This window comes from Paenibacillus sp. W2I17 (assembly GCF_030815985.1).
Taxonomy (GTDB): domain Bacteria; phylum Bacillota; class Bacilli; order Paenibacillales; family Paenibacillaceae; genus Paenibacillus.
This window is the reverse complement of the sequence record NZ_JAUSXM010000001.1, coordinates 6621796-6637967: the sequence shown is the minus strand read 5'-3', so window position 1 is coordinate 6637967 and position 16172 is coordinate 6621796. Positions and strand designations below refer to the sequence as shown.

Genomic DNA, 16172 nt, shown 5'->3' with positions numbered 1-16172 from the left:
TCACGCTCCCTTATCTAGGTAGTTCGATTTGTTTGTTATCGCGAGATTCTTTGTACAGGATGATTGTGTTACCGATGAGTTGTACAAGCTCACTTCCCGTTTCACGGGCAACTTCTTCTGCCATCTCTTTTCTGTCCTCGTCATTGTTGTTCAACACTTGCACTTTCATCAATTCGCGCTTCTCAATCGCATCTTCGATGTGACGGAACAGGTGCTCGTTGGTTCCACCTTTACCAATCTGAAATACAGGGGTCAGGTGATGTGCCTGTGACCGCAAAAAGCGCTTTTGTTTACCGTTTAACATGAATACTCCATACTCCTTATGTTGAGCAGGCCCTGATCGACAGCGCAAAAACTGTCCGGACCTGACCATTCAATTATTATTTTTCAATGGTGAAAATGATCACTGAGTACACAATGTGACTCCGATTGCAGTACCATCTTCCGATCGCTGTTATCCCCAGATTTTTCTGATCCCTTTTCACAAAGGGAAAATCCGGTGATAGCTTATGCTTCCGAAGCAGCTTTCTTGCAGAAAGCTTTTAAGCGACCACTTCGTTTCTTCAGATTGGTTCTGCACTCGTTGTCTGCCTGTACTCTTAATATCATTTTCACACTTCAAAACTGTTTAGCACTGCTCGTCTCATCGTCTCCACTGGAGCCGGGATGCCAAGCCAATGTTCAAAGGCCACTGCGCCCTGGTATACAAACATCCCCAGACCACCGTGCACTGTGCATCCACGTAACCGAGACTCTCGAAGCAGACGGGTCTCCAGCGGATTGTAGATCAGATCACTCACCGCTGCTCCTTCACGGATCAGTGCAGGATCAACTGGTACGTCATCAACATGAGGATGCATTCCAGCAGCCGTTGTGTTGATCACAATATCAGCCGTAGCCAAGACCGTCGCAGCGTCTTCCATGCCACTGCCCGAGATTTCTCCCAAGCCATGGCCCCGTAAATCCGAAGCAAGTGCAACAGCCCTGTCCGCTGTACGATTCAGAATGTGGATCTGCTCAGGCTTCTCCAATGCAAGTGCGTATATAACACCTCTTGCCGCTCCACCTGCTCCCAGTACAGCAATACGTTTACCCGCAAGCTCAGGCACAGCCTCTTCCTTCAGCGATCGGACATAGCCAATACCATCCGTATTGTACCCTGTCAGTGTTCCACTTTCATTGACGATGGTATTCACCGCACCAATCAGGCGAGCACTTTCATCGATCACATCCAGGTACTGCATCACCTGCTCTTTGTGCGGGATCGTGACATTGACACCACGATAGCCCAATGCCACAATTCCCCGAACTGCCGCTTCCAATTGATCCGGATGAACATGCAGTGGCATATACATCCCATTCACTCCTGCAGCCTGCAGGGCCGCATTGTGCATTGCCGGTGATTTGGAATGAGCAATGGGATCACCCATAACGCCAAGCAACACAGGAAGTGAAGGGTTGCCCTTCTTATCCTCAGACATAGGTCCGCCTCCAATCCGCTCTGATGTACAGGTTCTGAGATTACATTAGATTAAGGATGGACGGATCTGTACACGAATGCCTTTTGGAGCATGAACAGCAACAAGCGCTCCAATATCGCCATTCACCTTAATCCAGCCCAGACCCGAGATGAATACATCCGATTGACTGCCGCGTTTGATGCGGAATTCATGTCTGGTCCATTCAGCCATCTCTGCTGCATCCTCACGGGTTGGCGGAGACAACAGTTCTCCCAGGTGGTCGCGGTACAGATCATCTGCACGCTCCAGCTTCGTCCGGTGAATATCTAGCGCAGTGCTGATAAAACAAGTGAACGACTGGCGATCACCTTCCACAAAGTCAAATCGAGCCATGCCGCCGAAGAACAGCGTCTGACCGGAATTCAACTGATACACAGCCGGTTTAAGCGGTTTTTCCGGCATGATGGCAGCGAGATCCTTACGTGAAACAATCTCGCTGAAACGCCATGGATACACGATTCCAGGCGTATCAATAATATATTTTCCATCATCCAGCGGAATGTTCACCATATCCAGCGTTGTTCCCGGATAACGGGATGTGGTCAGTTCCTGCTCCAGATCGCTGTAATCACGAATCAGACGGTTAATCAGTGTGGATTTACCCACATTGGTACCACCAACCACGTACACGTCGCGATCTTCGCGATACGTTCCTACAAGCTCAAGCAGTCGGTCGAAGCCCTGATTTTGCTTTGCACTGCACAAGACTACATCCACGGTACGCAAACCCTGTTCTTTGGCTTGCTTCTGTACCCAGTTGCGAACCTTGTTCCAGTTGGTTACTTTCGGAAGCAAGTCCGTTTTGTTCACAGCAAGCAATACCGGATTGTTGCCTACAAAACGTTGCAGACCGGAGATAATGCTGCCATCAAAGTCAAACAAATCAACGATATGGATGACAAGTGCATCCTTATCCCCGATTTTGCTAAGCAGCGCCAGGAATTCGTCCTGATCCACCGTAACGGATGATGACTCATTGTAGTTTTTGATGCGGAAACAGCGCTGGCATATAACTGGTTCACGATCCAATGCCTTCTCGGGGATAAACCCTGGTAATTCCGAATTTTCTGTTTGCAGATGCACGCCGCATCCGCTGCACCTTACGGCAAGATTGCCGTTATGCGGTTCTGTCATTTCTTCTTTTCCTCCTCAAGCCATAAGCCTTTCCTGCGTAAACTCGTTAGAGCAATCCGTTCCACGCGTCGATTGAAGCGGGTCATAAAACCTTCGTCCCCAATGGAGATTGGCAGTACCAGAACGGTATATAACCCCATTCGGTTCCCTCCATAAACGTCCGTAAGCATCTGATCGCCTACTACAATCGTGTTTTCAGGAGATAACTCCATCATTTTCATTGCTCTACGAAACGGTACATTCGATGGTTTGCGTGCACTATGCACAAACTGGATATCCAGCGGGGTCGCAAACAGGGATACACGATTCAAATTGTTATTGGACACAATCATCAGCTTGAAACCTGCCTCTTTCACACGTGCAAACCATTCAATCAGTTCGGGCGTAGCGTCAGCGGCTTTGGCTCCAACGAGTGTGTTATCCAGATCAGTTATAATTCCACGGTAGCCTTGAGCGTACAGCTCTTCCAGATTAATGTCAAAAACCGTGTCTACACGCAGCTTGGGCATTAACATTTTAAACAAAGAAGTCACCTCAGTTTCATACGACACACTATATCACAAATCCGTCTTTCCTGAAAATGCATACAGCGCCTGATGGCATAGGAAAAAAGGAAAAACGGGACGGGCAACAACTATGCCCGTTCCGCTTTCAGTTCCTTCCGCAGCTTCAAGGCGGTCTGATAGACGCCCTTCCAGTCGTCGGCAGTTACGGACGCCGGACTGTAACGAGTCTGTTCAAACTTCGTGAGAAGCTCATACAATGTTGCTTCTGCAGCAGGTCTTGCCTGGCTCCAGCGGGCTACCGATTCACGAAGTGTCTCGTCTCCGCTCCGGGTCAACCCTTTGCGTTTCACATACTGAATCCAACGCTCGGTCTCTGCCACTACCTTCTGTTCAGGGGTGAGCGGTCCACCTGTCCGTAGACGAAGCAGAAAGAATCGCATGGAGAAACGATTACGCCAGAACATATATGCTACCCACAATACAATAATGGCTCCTGCAGCCCAGATAACAAAAGTTGGGATGGCAGACGATGTCTGCTCAGGTGCAGGGGTCTGCTCTTCCTCTTGTACCGGCTCCTCTTCTGGCTCTTCTTCTGGCTCATCTACAGGCTGTACATCAGGCTGTTCCGTCAGCAGAGGCATATCAAAGCCCGGTGTTGCTTCAACAGGAATCCATCCATACTCACCAAAGTAAACCTCTGCCCAGGAGTGTGCATCTGCATTGGTAACGGTGTAGGTCGTCTCAATCTCCGCACCAGGTTGACGTGGGGCCTGCATGTCCGAATTCAGGGACAGTTGTCCAGGCGCATAACCTTTAACCCACCTTGCAGGAATGCCCTCCGAGCGCGCCATCATCACCAGCGCAGTGGAGAAGTAATCACAGTAGCCTTCCATAATGTCGAACAGGAAACCTTCCACAAAGTCGCTGCTTACTTTTCGAGATAAATCCGGATTGTTCGTGTATTCAAAATTTGTTTGTAAATAGTTTTGCAGTAATGCCACTTTTTCATACGGAGTATTCGCAGATGCCGTTATCTCGGCTGCCAGATTCGACACCCGGTCAGGGAAACGGGATGGTAACTGCAAGTACATATCATCTGCCGGATTACTGTTATACAGATCTTCAAATGACTTCGTACGAAGCTCATCTTCCACAATCACAGGGGCTTCCGATACGATGGTGTATGTCTTGGGATACTGGGGTTGCTGACGGTCTGTCACCACATGCAGTTCAGCCTGTTCCGCATTCCACAACATCCGTTCCGTTCTGTCTTCACCATTAATCGAGCTCACTTCAGCGATCGAATAAGCACCAAAGAGAATCGGATAGACATTATCATTCAGCATCGTTACGTTCTGAGTTACTTGTTTGGTATTCACATTACCCGATTCTTGGTTCTCCAGAGGCTGTCCGGCTTCAACATTCTCTGTCGCACCCCGTCCACGGTCATCCCAGCCTGTGCCTGTATACTCTGCACGTGTCTCACCGCGCCAGTAGCTACGCTCATTGGTCGTGACAGACATGACAGGGGTATAGTCGAAGTTAAATCCTCCACCAAGCTGATTGTCTTCCCTGCTGTATCCCGATTCGGTAGCCGCCGGAATATCAAGGTTTCCGTTACCTGCCTGACTTGTGGAAGTTCCGGTATAGTTACGCCACGCCGTATATGGGTCCGTCAAGGTGGGTGGAATCTCCGGCATATTAACGCTGGCTACAATAATTAAAGAAAAGATAATGGCAATATTGGCCAGGACTTTATAAGGATACCGGATGATTCTTTTCCAACCTTGTGGATACTGTAGCTGATAGTTACGGAAATGCTGACATACGAGCCATCCCATCCCCGCAAACATCACCCACGCGATTTCAATCCAGAGTGGAATCTGGGTGAAAGAATCGAGAATCCCCATCGAAATGATGTTGACACCCAGAAAAACAAGAATGCGACGTGTTGTGGTCACGAGTCGAAGCGCAGCTTCAAGCATCACCCATGCACACAGGGAGAACCAGATGTACGGCGTCATGTGTAATATGAATTGTTCCGCTCGGTCCGTTAAAGAGCCATAAGGGATGTACACCGTATAATCAATTAGCGTTTTATGCAAAATGTAACCAACAACGACCGCCTTGATGATCGCCCGATACATCGTTTTGAAGGGCAGAACGACCTCCAGCACACTGACCGCTGCAAGTGTCCATAACACCAGAGAAGTTGTCTCCGTGTACCACGATTCCTGCGTAAATGAAATCCACTGCATTCCAATCAGGAAAATCCAGAGCAATGACGCTGCATGATACCAGGATCGTTTGCCTGCAACACTTTCATTTCCTTTTGTACTCATACAGAACCTCCCCCCATCACCGTTGGAAGCTCCTGCAAGTGAGAAACAGTGAATGACCTCGTGCCTCTTCCACGCAACATGGCATTCCACTCGGCACTCCGGCGGGATTCACTGGTATCGATCAGAATATGACATGGAGTCATGCCCCGCGTATCGGCCCAGCGCAACAGTTCCATTATTTTTTCATCCTTCTGGGGAGAAATCACGACAAAGTAGGCCCCCTGAGGCAGTTGACGTGCAATTCTTTCCACGCCGGGCAACAGATGGGTATCCTGACCGTTATATTGAATATCCACCAGATGATGCATCATCTTCTGTCGTTCCATCAGACTTTCACTGGGGGCCATGAAGGATGTCTCGTCGGACAATGTCAACAATCCCATCCCCATTCGTTCCCTGACACCATACTCCAGCAGAGAGGCAGCCGTGGAAACAGCAATTTCGAATGCATCCCCATGTTCATAACTTGATGCCAGCGCATCCAGAACCAGAATGGTTTTGGGCACAGACTCATGTTCAAACTCCTTGGACTTCCAGTTCCCTGTCTTTGCCGTTGCATTCCAGTGAATGCGGGAAAGTCGATCTCCGTATACGTAGTCACGTACACCATTGATCTGAGTGGTCTCTCTCCGTGAACGGGTTAACGCCGTCTGAGGACCGGATAACCGTGATTTGCGGTCGTAGAGCTGCCAATATGGAATAAATACCGTTCTTGGCAGTACGCGAAACTCACCTTTGGCCTTAAACTTTCCCCGATGTTCAATCAGTCCAAATATGTCCTCGCTGGCACATTCCGTTTCTGAAAAAACATACTTTCCCCGCTCAAGTGGCGGTGTCTGAAAAGACAACTCGCCATTACCTCGCATATTGGGAATCAAACTTTCCTTGAACGACCACGATTCTCCGTTATGCCGATGCAGCATTTCACGCACAACAACATAGGGAAGCGGGAGGAATCCCGGAATCGTCAGACTCAGCTGTACTTGAACCTGGTCACCCGCATGCAGCAATTCTTCGTGGTCTGGACCAGAAGATAACCTACGAACTCCCTGAGCACGTCTTACTCCGCTAAAACCAGCAATGGCAAGATACACACAGAGCAGGGTCACCATCGACAGCAACATAAGGGATGTCTTCCCGCCCTGAAACAAAACATAAGCCAGACAGCACATCCACACCATTGCGATGCTCCATACGCGTGGGTGGCGTAACCCTCTATTGACTGTTCTCAAAAGCGGCTTCATGAACTATTGCCCCATGGAGACGGGCACGCGTACTTGCTGGAGTACGGCATTCAAAACGGCCTCGGAACTCATACTGTCCAGTCTCGATTCGGGACGAAGCACAATACGATGAGAGATCACATAAGGGGCCATCGTTTTCACATCATCCGGAAGCACATAATCACGTTCCTGCAAGAAAGCAAAGGCTTTTACGGCCATCATGAACGATATGGCTGCCCGTGGGCTGGCACCCAGCAATACAGATGGGTGGGAGCGGGTTTGACGAACAACATCCAGCAAATAGTCCATAACCGGATCACCGATAAAGACCTCTTTAATCTCCTGCTGGATTGCCGAGATCTGGTCCATATGAGTCACGGATTCAAGACGATCTACAGGCTGACCGAGCTGATGCTGTTTCAATAGGATTTTCTCAATTTCCTTATCGGGATAACCTAGACTTATTTTCAACATAAACCGGTCGAGTTGGGCTTCCGGCAATGTATACGTACCTTCAAAATCAATCGGATTCTGAGTTGCACAGAGCATGAATGGATGTGGCAGATCATACGTATCGCCATCAACGGTTACGCTGCGCTCCTCCATAACTTCGAGCAGAGCCGATTGGGTTTTTGTTGTGGCACGGTTAATCTCATCAGCCAGCAAAATGTTGGTCATCACAGGACCTGGTCGGAAATAAAAACGCTCATCCTTCGGATGGAACACAGATACGCCCGTAATATCACTAGGTAAAATATCAGGATTACATTGAATACGCCGGTACTCACCGCGCATGGATTTCGATAATGCCTTGATCAACTGCGTTTTGCCAGTTCCCGGTACGTCTTCAATCAGAACGTGCCCGCCTGCAAGCAAAGCTGTAAGTAAAAGTTGAATTTCAAAGGATTTCCCCATAATACAGGATTCCAGATTCGAACGAACTGCGGATATGATTTGGATCGACTCTTTGCGCACAGGCATGTGGTCTAACCTCCTAAAAAAGCATACAGATTTCCTTTTATTGTACATGATCCAGAGTCACGAGTACACTCGAAGGAACTCACAATTTGTTTCCAGCCCGTCAGATTCACCGCAGTTCTCGCATGAATACGACAAAAAGCCCCGGATAGAAGTTATCCGAAGCCTCTGCTGGATCGCAATATGTTCAAGTAGATTTCTTATTCTATGTTAGCCTTTTGGTCTAACCACCAATGCCGCGAGAAAAGAAAAGATAATCGCTGACGAAATCCCAGCCGCGGTCAGATCGAAAATCCCCGTAATGACACCAAGCCATCCCTCTTTCTCCAGCTCCGTCAATGCTCCGTGCACCAAGGAATTGCCGAAACTTGTAATGGGGATTGAAGCTCCCGCACCTGCAAATTTAACCAAGGGGTCGTACAAGCCAAATGCATCAGCAACCGCCCCTGCCACAACAAGTGTACTCATGGTATGTGCCGGTGTTAGTTTGACACCATCCATTAGAAGCTGCCCCACAACACAGATCAAACCGCCAACGATAAATGCCCACAAGAACTGCATGACTTTTATCCCTCCTTTTCTATAGCTACCGCATGTGCAATACAGGGAATACTTTCCCCCTGCTGGTACGAGAGCGGAGACAAGAGCGCTCCAGTAGCAACGACAAGCACCCGTTTAAGATCACCCTTCTGCATCCGGTTCAAAATGTGACCATAGGTGACGGTGGCAGAACATCCGCAGCCACTTCCCCCGGCAACCACATAAGGCTGTTTCTCCCGATCATAGATCATCAGGCCGCAGTCATTAAAAACCGTCTGTTCCATGGGTATGCCTTCTTTTTGCAAAAGCTCTTTCGTAATTGGCAGACCGACGGAAGCCAGATCCCCGGTCACAATGAGATCATAATAGCCGGGTTCCAATCCGGTATCCCTGAAATGAGAGATTATAGTGTCGGCTGCTGCTGGCGCCATGGCTGAACCCATGTTAAAGGGATCTTTGATGCCCAAATCCATAATGCGTCCAATAGTGGCTTTGGTAACAACGGGACCATCACCAGTACGGGAGACCACACCACACCCTGATCCTGTGACGGTATATTGCGCATAAGGCGGCTTCTGGGAGCCATACTCCGTCGGATACCGAAATTGTTTTTCCACCGTACAGTTGTGGCTCACCGTTCCTGCAAGGACATAATCTCCAGCTCCGGAGTCAACAATCATGGACGCTAACGCTAACGTTTCCATGGAAGTTGAACAGGCTCCAAAGACACCCAGGTAAGGCACACCCAGTTTTCGCGCTGAAAAGGAACTGCTGATAATCTGGTTCATCAGATCTCCACCAACAAAAAAGTGAAGCTCTTCCTTGGTGATATTTGCATTTACCAAAGCCAGTTGGGAGGCCTGTTCGAGCAATTTGCGTTCTCCCTTTTCCCACGTTTTCTCGCCGATCTCGAGGTTGTCATAGACATAATCGAAATCAGATGACAGTGGACCCTCGCCTTCTTCTGGTCCTACAACTGCGGCTTTACCGATGATCCGCGGACGATTCTCAAACTGCCATGTCTGGCGACCCAATCGTTTCATAGATGTCCACCTCCAAATCCCAAAAAGGCGTAAACGATCCCTACGACAAATGCTGCCACGACACCAAACACGATAACGGAACCAGCAAGTTTAAACATGTTGGCCCCTACACCGAGCACCAGTCCTTCAGCACGATGTTCCAGTGCAGCAGAACACATGGAATTGGCAAAGCCGGTAACCGGCACAGCAGTTCCTGCTCCTGCCCATTGAGCCATTTTATCGTAAACGCCGAGACAGGTTAGAATAACCGATATGAGAATCATGACCGCCACCGTAGGACTGGAAGCTTCCTTCGATGTCATGTCGAAACCGGCCATAAAAGCCTCTTGAATGGCCTGTCCAATCAAACAGACGGTACCCCCAACCAGAAATGCTTTGAGGCAATTTTTCAGGATTGGACGAGGCGGCTCATGTTTTTTTGCGACTTTTTTGTACTCCTTTTCATCCATGGACAGGGACGACGATTTTTTTTCGCTTCCGGATGCAGATTGAGCTGGCAAGATACAAGACCTCCTCTATGTGAAATGGTTCAAAGCTACGGCTGAATGCCAATGTGTGTAATCCTATATTCATTGTTTGTTAATAATCAGAAGGTTATGTATCCGGCGACAGACAGCATATGTTTCCAACAAGATCATGTTGTGGAAGCAGGATGGGAATACGCCGGTGCTGAGGACGTTTAGATACGTTCTATAAATAAAGAAGAACAATCACGAGCAAGATAAAAAGAACGATAAACAGTACTTTTTCCGTGCCCTCTTCTGGAGGCTTCATTGGATATATAGCTCCTTCCTAATAAACAGACCAACAAATATTGAACAAAAAGAACATCACAAAATGATGACATCTCCTCCATATATTCATATTCATTGAAGTGGCATCAGGGTTACGACTACAGCGGATAGAGTCATGAAAATTGGAAAGGTAAGCGCCCAAAACATGCCTTAAATACGTGACATAAACATGGACAATCACTTGCGCAAGGTTCATACTGTAATGTGACCAGTGGTTAAATAACAAGTCCTCAGCATATTAAAGTGCATGTTCAAAAAGTCTAGTTTTCAGTACCAAGAAGATGGGATGAAGATAGAAATGGAGTAGCGGAGCGTAGGAAAACTACGTGAGCAACGGACATTTCGGCTGAATTTCATATTCGATGCTGATCATGCCGTTAGGCATGATTCGTAATCAAAAGTGGACTTTATGAACTACATTTAAAGGACAACAGGCGGGTAGCCGTTCTACTGTGACCTGAAATACATACCAACAGAGGAGTTGTTGACACATGAATGAAAAAACGATGGATATGTTTCGTACGTTGACGGAATTCCCTTCCGCATCCGGTTTTGAACGTGAGCTTCGCGGCTGGATGAAAGATAAGCTTTCCGCTTATACCGATGAGTTCGTCCAGGATCGCCTGGGGAGTCTATTTGGTGTATTACGCGGGGAGGAATCCGGTCCTAAAGTTATGGTAGCCGGACACTTTGATGAAGTTGGTTTCATGACTACAGGCATTACCGAAACGGGTATGGTCAAATTCCGTCCACTGGGTGGATGGTGGAGTCAGGCTGTACTGTCTCAGAGACTGGAAATCATCACACCTGATCGTCGGATTACCGGAGTGGTAGGTTCTACACCTACACACTTGCTGGACGAATCCCAGCGGAACAAACCTGTTGATCTGAATTCCATGTATCTTGATATTGGGGCAGACAATCGTGCCGAAGCAGAATCCTGGGGCATTCATCCAGGGATGCAGATTGTGCCGATCTGTGAATTCACACCTATGGCAAACCCGAAAAAAATCATGGCCAAAGCGTGGGATAATCGTTACGGCGTTGGACTTGCACTTGAACTGGTTGAAGCGCTGCACAAGGAAAAACTGCCTAACACGCTTTACGCTGGTGCAACGGTTCAGGAAGAACTGGGGCTTCGCGGTGCACGTACGGCGGCCAATCTGATTCAGCCTGATATCTTCTTTGCACTTGACTGTAGCGCGGCGAATGATATGACAGGTGACAAACAGTCGTTTGGACATATCGGAGAAGGCGCATTGCTTCGTATTTTTGACCCGGGTATGTTCACCCATCGCGGAATGGTGGAATATGTTCAAGATACGGCTTCATCCAATCAGATTAAAATGCAGTATTTCATCTCACCAGGTGGTACCGATGCAGGTCAAGTTCACCTGAGTGGAATTGGTGTACCATCAACAGTTATTGGTATCTGCGCTCGTTATATCCACACCTCTTCTTCCATCATTCATACGGATGACTACGATGCGGCCAAAGAGCTGATTGTGAAGCTGGTCAAAGGTCTTGATCGGACAACGATGAATACCATAATTAATAACGCGTAACAGTTGACAAGAGACCTCCTAACTATGTCGGGAGGTCTCTTTTTTATATCCACAACGATATCAGTTAGACACGTAGATTAATAGGCCGAACATTATAGGGAATTACACATAAGATACAATAACGGAAGATGAATTAAACACCAAGCAGCGGGGGACCTGTTATGGCAGTGAGAAGGAATGGAAAATCGAATAAAAGTTCCAAAAAAACAAATGCCGCAAACACCCTTCTCAATGGCAACCTTAAAGGAAGAAATCTGGAACTTATCGTTGCAGCATTACTGGTAAGTGGGAAGTTAAGAGTGGATGCGGTCACGTTGTTTCGAGAAGCTACACTGGTCGTTGAACTGGTCGGACAATATAAAACGTTACAAACTATTACACCATCGAATCAAGACAAACTGGTGCAATTCCTCGATGAGATCGGTGGCGATATGACGTTGAATGACGTTATACGGGCTTTCCAACAGAGAATCAATTCCTAAACGCCAAGAAATGAGGTTGAAGTGATGTCTGACTTTGACGGAAATGGGTTCGCTGAGCTACTGATCATTGTCATTCTTGTTGTTTTATTTGTATTCGGTTCTTCCGATATTGACGACCTGACTGATTCTCCTTCTCAATCCTGAATTGGCTAGGTTATTACGATCCATTCATTATGAAATCCATACCTGTAAACGCCAGCCCACAATATGCGGGCTGGCGTTTTTGGATGGCTATAGAAATAGCGGTGAGAATGCAATCCAGGCCAAAATAAGAGTAAGCACAATGCAGACATTCTCTACAACGGCCCCACGCTTGGTCCCTGTACTCATCAGATTCACCCGTATGCGCCACTTGAGCGGTGGTAACGGACGAATACCCCGATTGGTTAGTGAATCGGCCAACAGATGCATCGCATATGCAGTTCCTCCGGCTACCCAGATCTCCGGTCCCTGCTGCTGGGTCGTGCTGTACAACAAGCCCGCCCATATTGCGGTTCCGTACAGGGTATGTGTCAGTCCCCTATGAGTCAGTGTGGTGCAGAGCATTAACAAACTGCCTGCAATCAAGTTCCACGGTGCAAACGCGTGACCATAGAAGACCAGCCCGAGTCCAATCGCAAACATCAACACTTTGCGAAGCGAACGCGAAGGCAGGAATGACACAAGCGCAATGAGGATAGCAAGCAACAGGTTCCATGGTTTGGCATGAACATAGAAGTACACAAATACAGCTGTGGGCAACAGAATCGTCTGTAACAATCTGATCAGACTGTTAGGCAAGGCTCTGGATACCAGCAGCGAATTTGGCTCATCAATGTCAGGCAATAACGAACCAATCAGAGCAACCGTAACTGCCGGCGCAGTCACCGGCATACCGGCCAACTGCAGAACAGAAAGCGACACGCCTGTCCCGATAATAAGGTGGGATCTTCCCATCATGATGCAAAAACGTCCTTTCGAAGAAATCGGGAACAATACGGCCCAGTTCCGATTTTACAACGAAAACAAAATAAGAACAATAGTTCGCATTTCTTATTTGTATGAAAATAAATATAACTTTCTGTGATGGGGCTCACATTATTATATTTATGACTCTTTTATCTTTATTAGTGAATTAAATCACATAAACTGTCGTCAACTACTTGTATAATTTCAAATATAAACCACTAAAATTTTGAGTAATGTACAGCGTCTATCCAAGGAGGCACATACACATGAACGGAAAAAAAGAGAACCTCATTATCATTGGTAACGGTATGGCAGGAATCAGTACCGTTGAGCAAATTTTGAAATTAACATCGCGATTTGATATTACTGTTTTTGGCACAGAGCCCTATCCTAACTACAATCGCATTATGTTGTCTTATGTACTGGAAGGAAGCAAAACACTGGATGACATCGTACTGAATGATCTCCACTGGTATCAGGATTATGGTATTACCCTCCATACAGGAACAACCGTAACCCGAATTGATTCGGATACCCATGAGGTTGTGACAGAGGATGGAACTCGCTTCCCTTATGACAAAATCATCATTGCGACAGGCTCTAACTCCTTTATTCTCCCAGTACCTGGACATGACAAAGAAGGTGTTGTCGGTTTCCGTGATATCGCCGATTGTAATGTCATGCTGGAAGCTGCTAAGCAGTATAAACGAGCGGCCGTTATCGGAGGCGGACTGCTAGGCCTTGAAGCTGCCAAAGGGTTGGTACAACTTGGCATGGAAGTTACCGTAGTGCACTTGATGCAGGATCTGATGGAGCGTCAGCTTGATCCGCAAGCTTCAGCCATGTTGAAGGCGGAACTCGAACGTCAGGGTATCCGGTTCAAATTGGGTGCGCAGACTTCCGAACTGCTGGGCGGCGAACGGGTTGAAGGGATACGTTTTGCAGATGATACGGTTCTAAATGTTGATTTTGTGGTCATGGCTGTAGGCATTAAACCCAATACGGCTGTAGCCCGCGAAAGCGGTATGGAAGTCAACCGGGGTATTGTCGTGGATGACTATATGCAGACTTCACTTGAGAATGTGTACTCGGTCGGGGAATGTACAGAGCACCGCGGGGTATGTTACGGCCTCGTTGCCCCATTGTTCGAGCAAGGTATGATTCTCGCGAAACATATCTGCGGGGTTGAAACGGCTCCTTATGAAGGTTCTGTAGTATCTACGAAATTGAAAATTTCGGGTGTAGACGTCTTTTCAACCGGTGAATTTATCGACAGTCCAGAGCACACCGTCATTTCGCACAAAGATGACTGGAAACGGACTTACAAAAAAATTCTGCTTCGTGACAATAAAATGGTCGGTGCCGTGCTCTTCGGTGACATTACGGATTCTGCCGAATTGCAGAAGCTGATCAAACAACAGACTGAAATGACCGAAGAATTGTACGGTTCACTCATGGGTACAGGCTGCGGTGGTCATAAGAAAGCAACCTCTGTTGGAACGATGCCCGAGGACGAGATCGTCTGTGGATGTAACGGGGTAACCAAAGGAACCATTGTTGATGTCATTACAAACCAGGGCCTTACCACTGTAGATGAAATCAAAGCCTGTACCGGTGCAACCCGCTCTTGCGGTGGGTGTAAACCGGTTGTGGAACAGATTCTGCAATATGTACTTGGAGACAGTTTCAGCAGTGGAGCCAAACAGGGAATATGCGGATGTACTTCCATGGGACGGGATGAGATTGTAGCCGAGATTCGTGCAAAGGGATTACAAACGACCAAAGAGGTCATGAATGTACTGGGTTGGAGTCAACCTGAAGGTTGTTCCAAATGTCGTCCGGCGATCAACTACTACCTTGGCATGATTGCACCAGATACACACGAAGATGAGAAAGAATCCCGTTTTGTTAATGAACGTATGAACGCGAATATTCAAAAGGATGGAACGTATACGGTTGTACCTCGGATGTATGGCGGGGTGACTACACCAGCGGACCTCAAACGAATCGCTGACGTATCAGTCAAATATGATGTGAAAGCAGTCAAAGTTACCGGTGGTCAGCGTCTCGACTTGATTGGTGTCAAAAAAGAAGATTTGACCAAAGTCTGGGCTGAACTGGATATGCCTTCAGGTTATGCTTACGCCAAATCGCTGCGTACGGTCAAAACATGTGTCGGCTCCCAATTCTGCCGATTCGGTACACAGGATTCCATGGCCATGGGCGCTCGCATCGAACGTAAATTCGAACGTCTGGATCTGCCAGCCAAGTTTAAATATGCTGTCAACGGTTGTCCGCGGAACTGTGCAGAGGCATGTACCAAAGATATCGGTATCGTTGGTAACGACGGAGGTTGGGAAATCTTCATTGGTGGTAACGGTGGTATTAAAGCAAGACTGGCTGATTCCCTATGTAAAGTGAAAACGGATGAAGAGTTAATTGAACTGTGCGGAGCCATCATGCAATATTATCGCGAGACAGGTAACTATCTGGAACGGACGTCCGAGTGGGTGGAACGCATGGGTCTGGAGCATATTCGTTCGGTTGTCGTGGATAACCTTGAGGAACGTAAAGCGTTGATGCAGCGGATTGAATTTGCACTTGAGCATGTTGAAGAACCTTGGCAAAAAGCGATTCGCAATGAAGAAGGCCAAAGCAAAATGTTCCATGGTATCGAAGTATCGGCTCGTCCATAAGTAAGCTTGCAAGATTAATACTGCCGGAATGTTAAATATAGATAAGGAGTGGTTTAAGATGACGACAAAACAATCAGGCACCTACTTCCCTGCAGGAGTAGTTGAAGAATTTCTGCCACGAATCGGAAGAGTAGTTGAGATTAAGGACCATCAGCTGGCTGTCTTTCGTGCATCGGATGGTACCATCTTCGCTGCGGATAATCACAACCCCCACCCTAAGGGTGGGCCGCTGGCTGAAGGTATCGTGTCCGGACATTATCTGTACGATCCACTGTATGATTGGAAAATCGACCTGACTACCGGTATTGTGCAAGCACCGGACAACGGTCAAGTACAGATGTATCCGGTGAAAGTAGAGAATGGTCAAGTCTGGATTGCAATATAGCTCCATTGAAACGTTC

Annotated in this window: 15 protein-coding genes; 4 read left to right on the top strand and 11 right to left on the bottom strand. The window is 47.6% G+C overall.

Going from position 1 to position 16172, the window contains the following annotated elements; translation table 11 throughout:
* Positions 1-10 precede the first annotated feature (10 nt).
* The 10 genes from yhbY to spoVAC all read right to left on the bottom strand — a co-directional run bounded on the left by yhbY (position 11) and on the right by spoVAC (position 9786).
* Positions 11-304, bottom strand: coding sequence for a ribosome assembly RNA-binding protein YhbY (gene yhbY / locus QF041_RS29490; protein WP_017687186.1), 294 nt, complete (start codon positions 302-304; stop codon positions 11-13).
* Between the two features lie 307 nt (positions 305-611).
* Positions 612-1481 (bottom strand): shikimate dehydrogenase, encoded by an 870-nt coding sequence (aroE, locus tag QF041_RS29485; RefSeq protein ID WP_307416683.1) that lies wholly within the window; start codon positions 1479-1481, stop codon positions 612-614.
* Between the two features lie 45 nt (positions 1482-1526).
* A complete protein-coding gene (yqeH, locus tag QF041_RS29480; protein ID WP_017687184.1) occupies positions 1527-2654 on the bottom strand; it encodes a ribosome biogenesis GTPase YqeH in 1128 nt (375 codons plus the stop codon).
* Entirely contained in the window at positions 2651-3178 is a 528-nt protein-coding gene (locus tag QF041_RS29475; RefSeq protein ID WP_221822062.1) for a YqeG family HAD IIIA-type phosphatase, read from the bottom strand. The genes yqeH and QF041_RS29475 overlap by 4 nt, the downstream gene beginning before the upstream one ends.
* 110 nt (positions 3179-3288) lie before the next feature.
* A complete protein-coding gene (locus QF041_RS29470) occupies positions 3289-5502 on the bottom strand; it encodes a DUF4129 domain-containing transglutaminase family protein (RefSeq protein ID WP_307416682.1) in 2214 nt (737 codons plus the stop codon).
* Entirely contained in the window at positions 5499-6683 is a 1185-nt protein-coding gene (locus tag QF041_RS29465) for a DUF58 domain-containing protein (RefSeq protein WP_307417083.1), read from the bottom strand. Before QF041_RS29465 ends, QF041_RS29470 begins: the two co-directional genes overlap by 4 nt.
* A 66-nt stretch (positions 6684-6749) precedes the next feature.
* On the bottom strand, positions 6750-7706 hold the full coding sequence (locus QF041_RS29460) for an AAA family ATPase (protein WP_036615157.1): 957 nt from the start codon (positions 7704-7706) through the stop codon (positions 6750-6752).
* Between the two features lie 207 nt (positions 7707-7913).
* A complete protein-coding gene (gene spoVAE, locus QF041_RS29455) occupies positions 7914-8264 on the bottom strand; it encodes a stage V sporulation protein AE (protein WP_307416681.1) in 351 nt (116 codons plus the stop codon).
* A 5-nt stretch (positions 8265-8269) separates the two neighbouring features.
* Positions 8270-9286: a stage V sporulation protein AD gene (gene spoVAD / locus QF041_RS29450; protein ID WP_307416680.1), complete on the bottom strand. Its 1017-nt coding sequence runs from the start codon at positions 9284-9286 to the stop codon at positions 8270-8272.
* Positions 9283-9786 carry a stage V sporulation protein AC gene (spoVAC, locus tag QF041_RS29445; RefSeq protein ID WP_036615164.1) on the bottom strand — a complete coding sequence of 168 codons (504 nt, stop codon included), beginning with the start codon at positions 9784-9786 and terminating at the stop codon, positions 9283-9285. Before spoVAC ends, spoVAD begins: the two co-directional genes overlap by 4 nt.
* Positions 9787-10571: 785 nt before the next feature.
* Between spoVAC and QF041_RS29440 the strand changes: the two genes are divergently transcribed.
* Entirely contained in the window at positions 10572-11645 is a 1074-nt protein-coding gene (locus QF041_RS29440; protein WP_074095923.1) for a M42 family metallopeptidase, read from the top strand.
* A gap of 161 nt (positions 11646-11806) precedes the next feature.
* A complete protein-coding gene (locus tag QF041_RS29435; RefSeq protein ID WP_307416679.1) occupies positions 11807-12127 on the top strand; it encodes a hypothetical protein in 321 nt (106 codons plus the stop codon).
* Between the two features lie 231 nt (positions 12128-12358).
* On the opposite strand, the gene QF041_RS29430 is transcribed toward QF041_RS29435, so the two are convergent.
* Positions 12359-13066, bottom strand: coding sequence for a metal-dependent hydrolase (locus QF041_RS29430; RefSeq protein ID WP_036615169.1), 708 nt, complete (start codon positions 13064-13066; stop codon positions 12359-12361).
* Positions 13067-13341: 275 nt separating this feature from the next.
* Here QF041_RS29430 and nirB point away from each other — a divergent pair, with 275 nt between their 5' ends.
* On the top strand, positions 13342-15771 hold the full coding sequence (gene nirB, locus QF041_RS29425) for a nitrite reductase large subunit NirB (protein WP_307416677.1): 2430 nt from the start codon (positions 13342-13344) through the stop codon (positions 15769-15771).
* Positions 15772-15829: 58 nt separating this feature from the next.
* Positions 15830-16156 (top strand): nitrite reductase small subunit NirD, encoded by a 327-nt coding sequence (gene nirD, locus QF041_RS29420; protein ID WP_237174328.1) that lies wholly within the window; start codon positions 15830-15832, stop codon positions 16154-16156.
* Positions 16157-16172 lie beyond the last annotated feature (16 nt).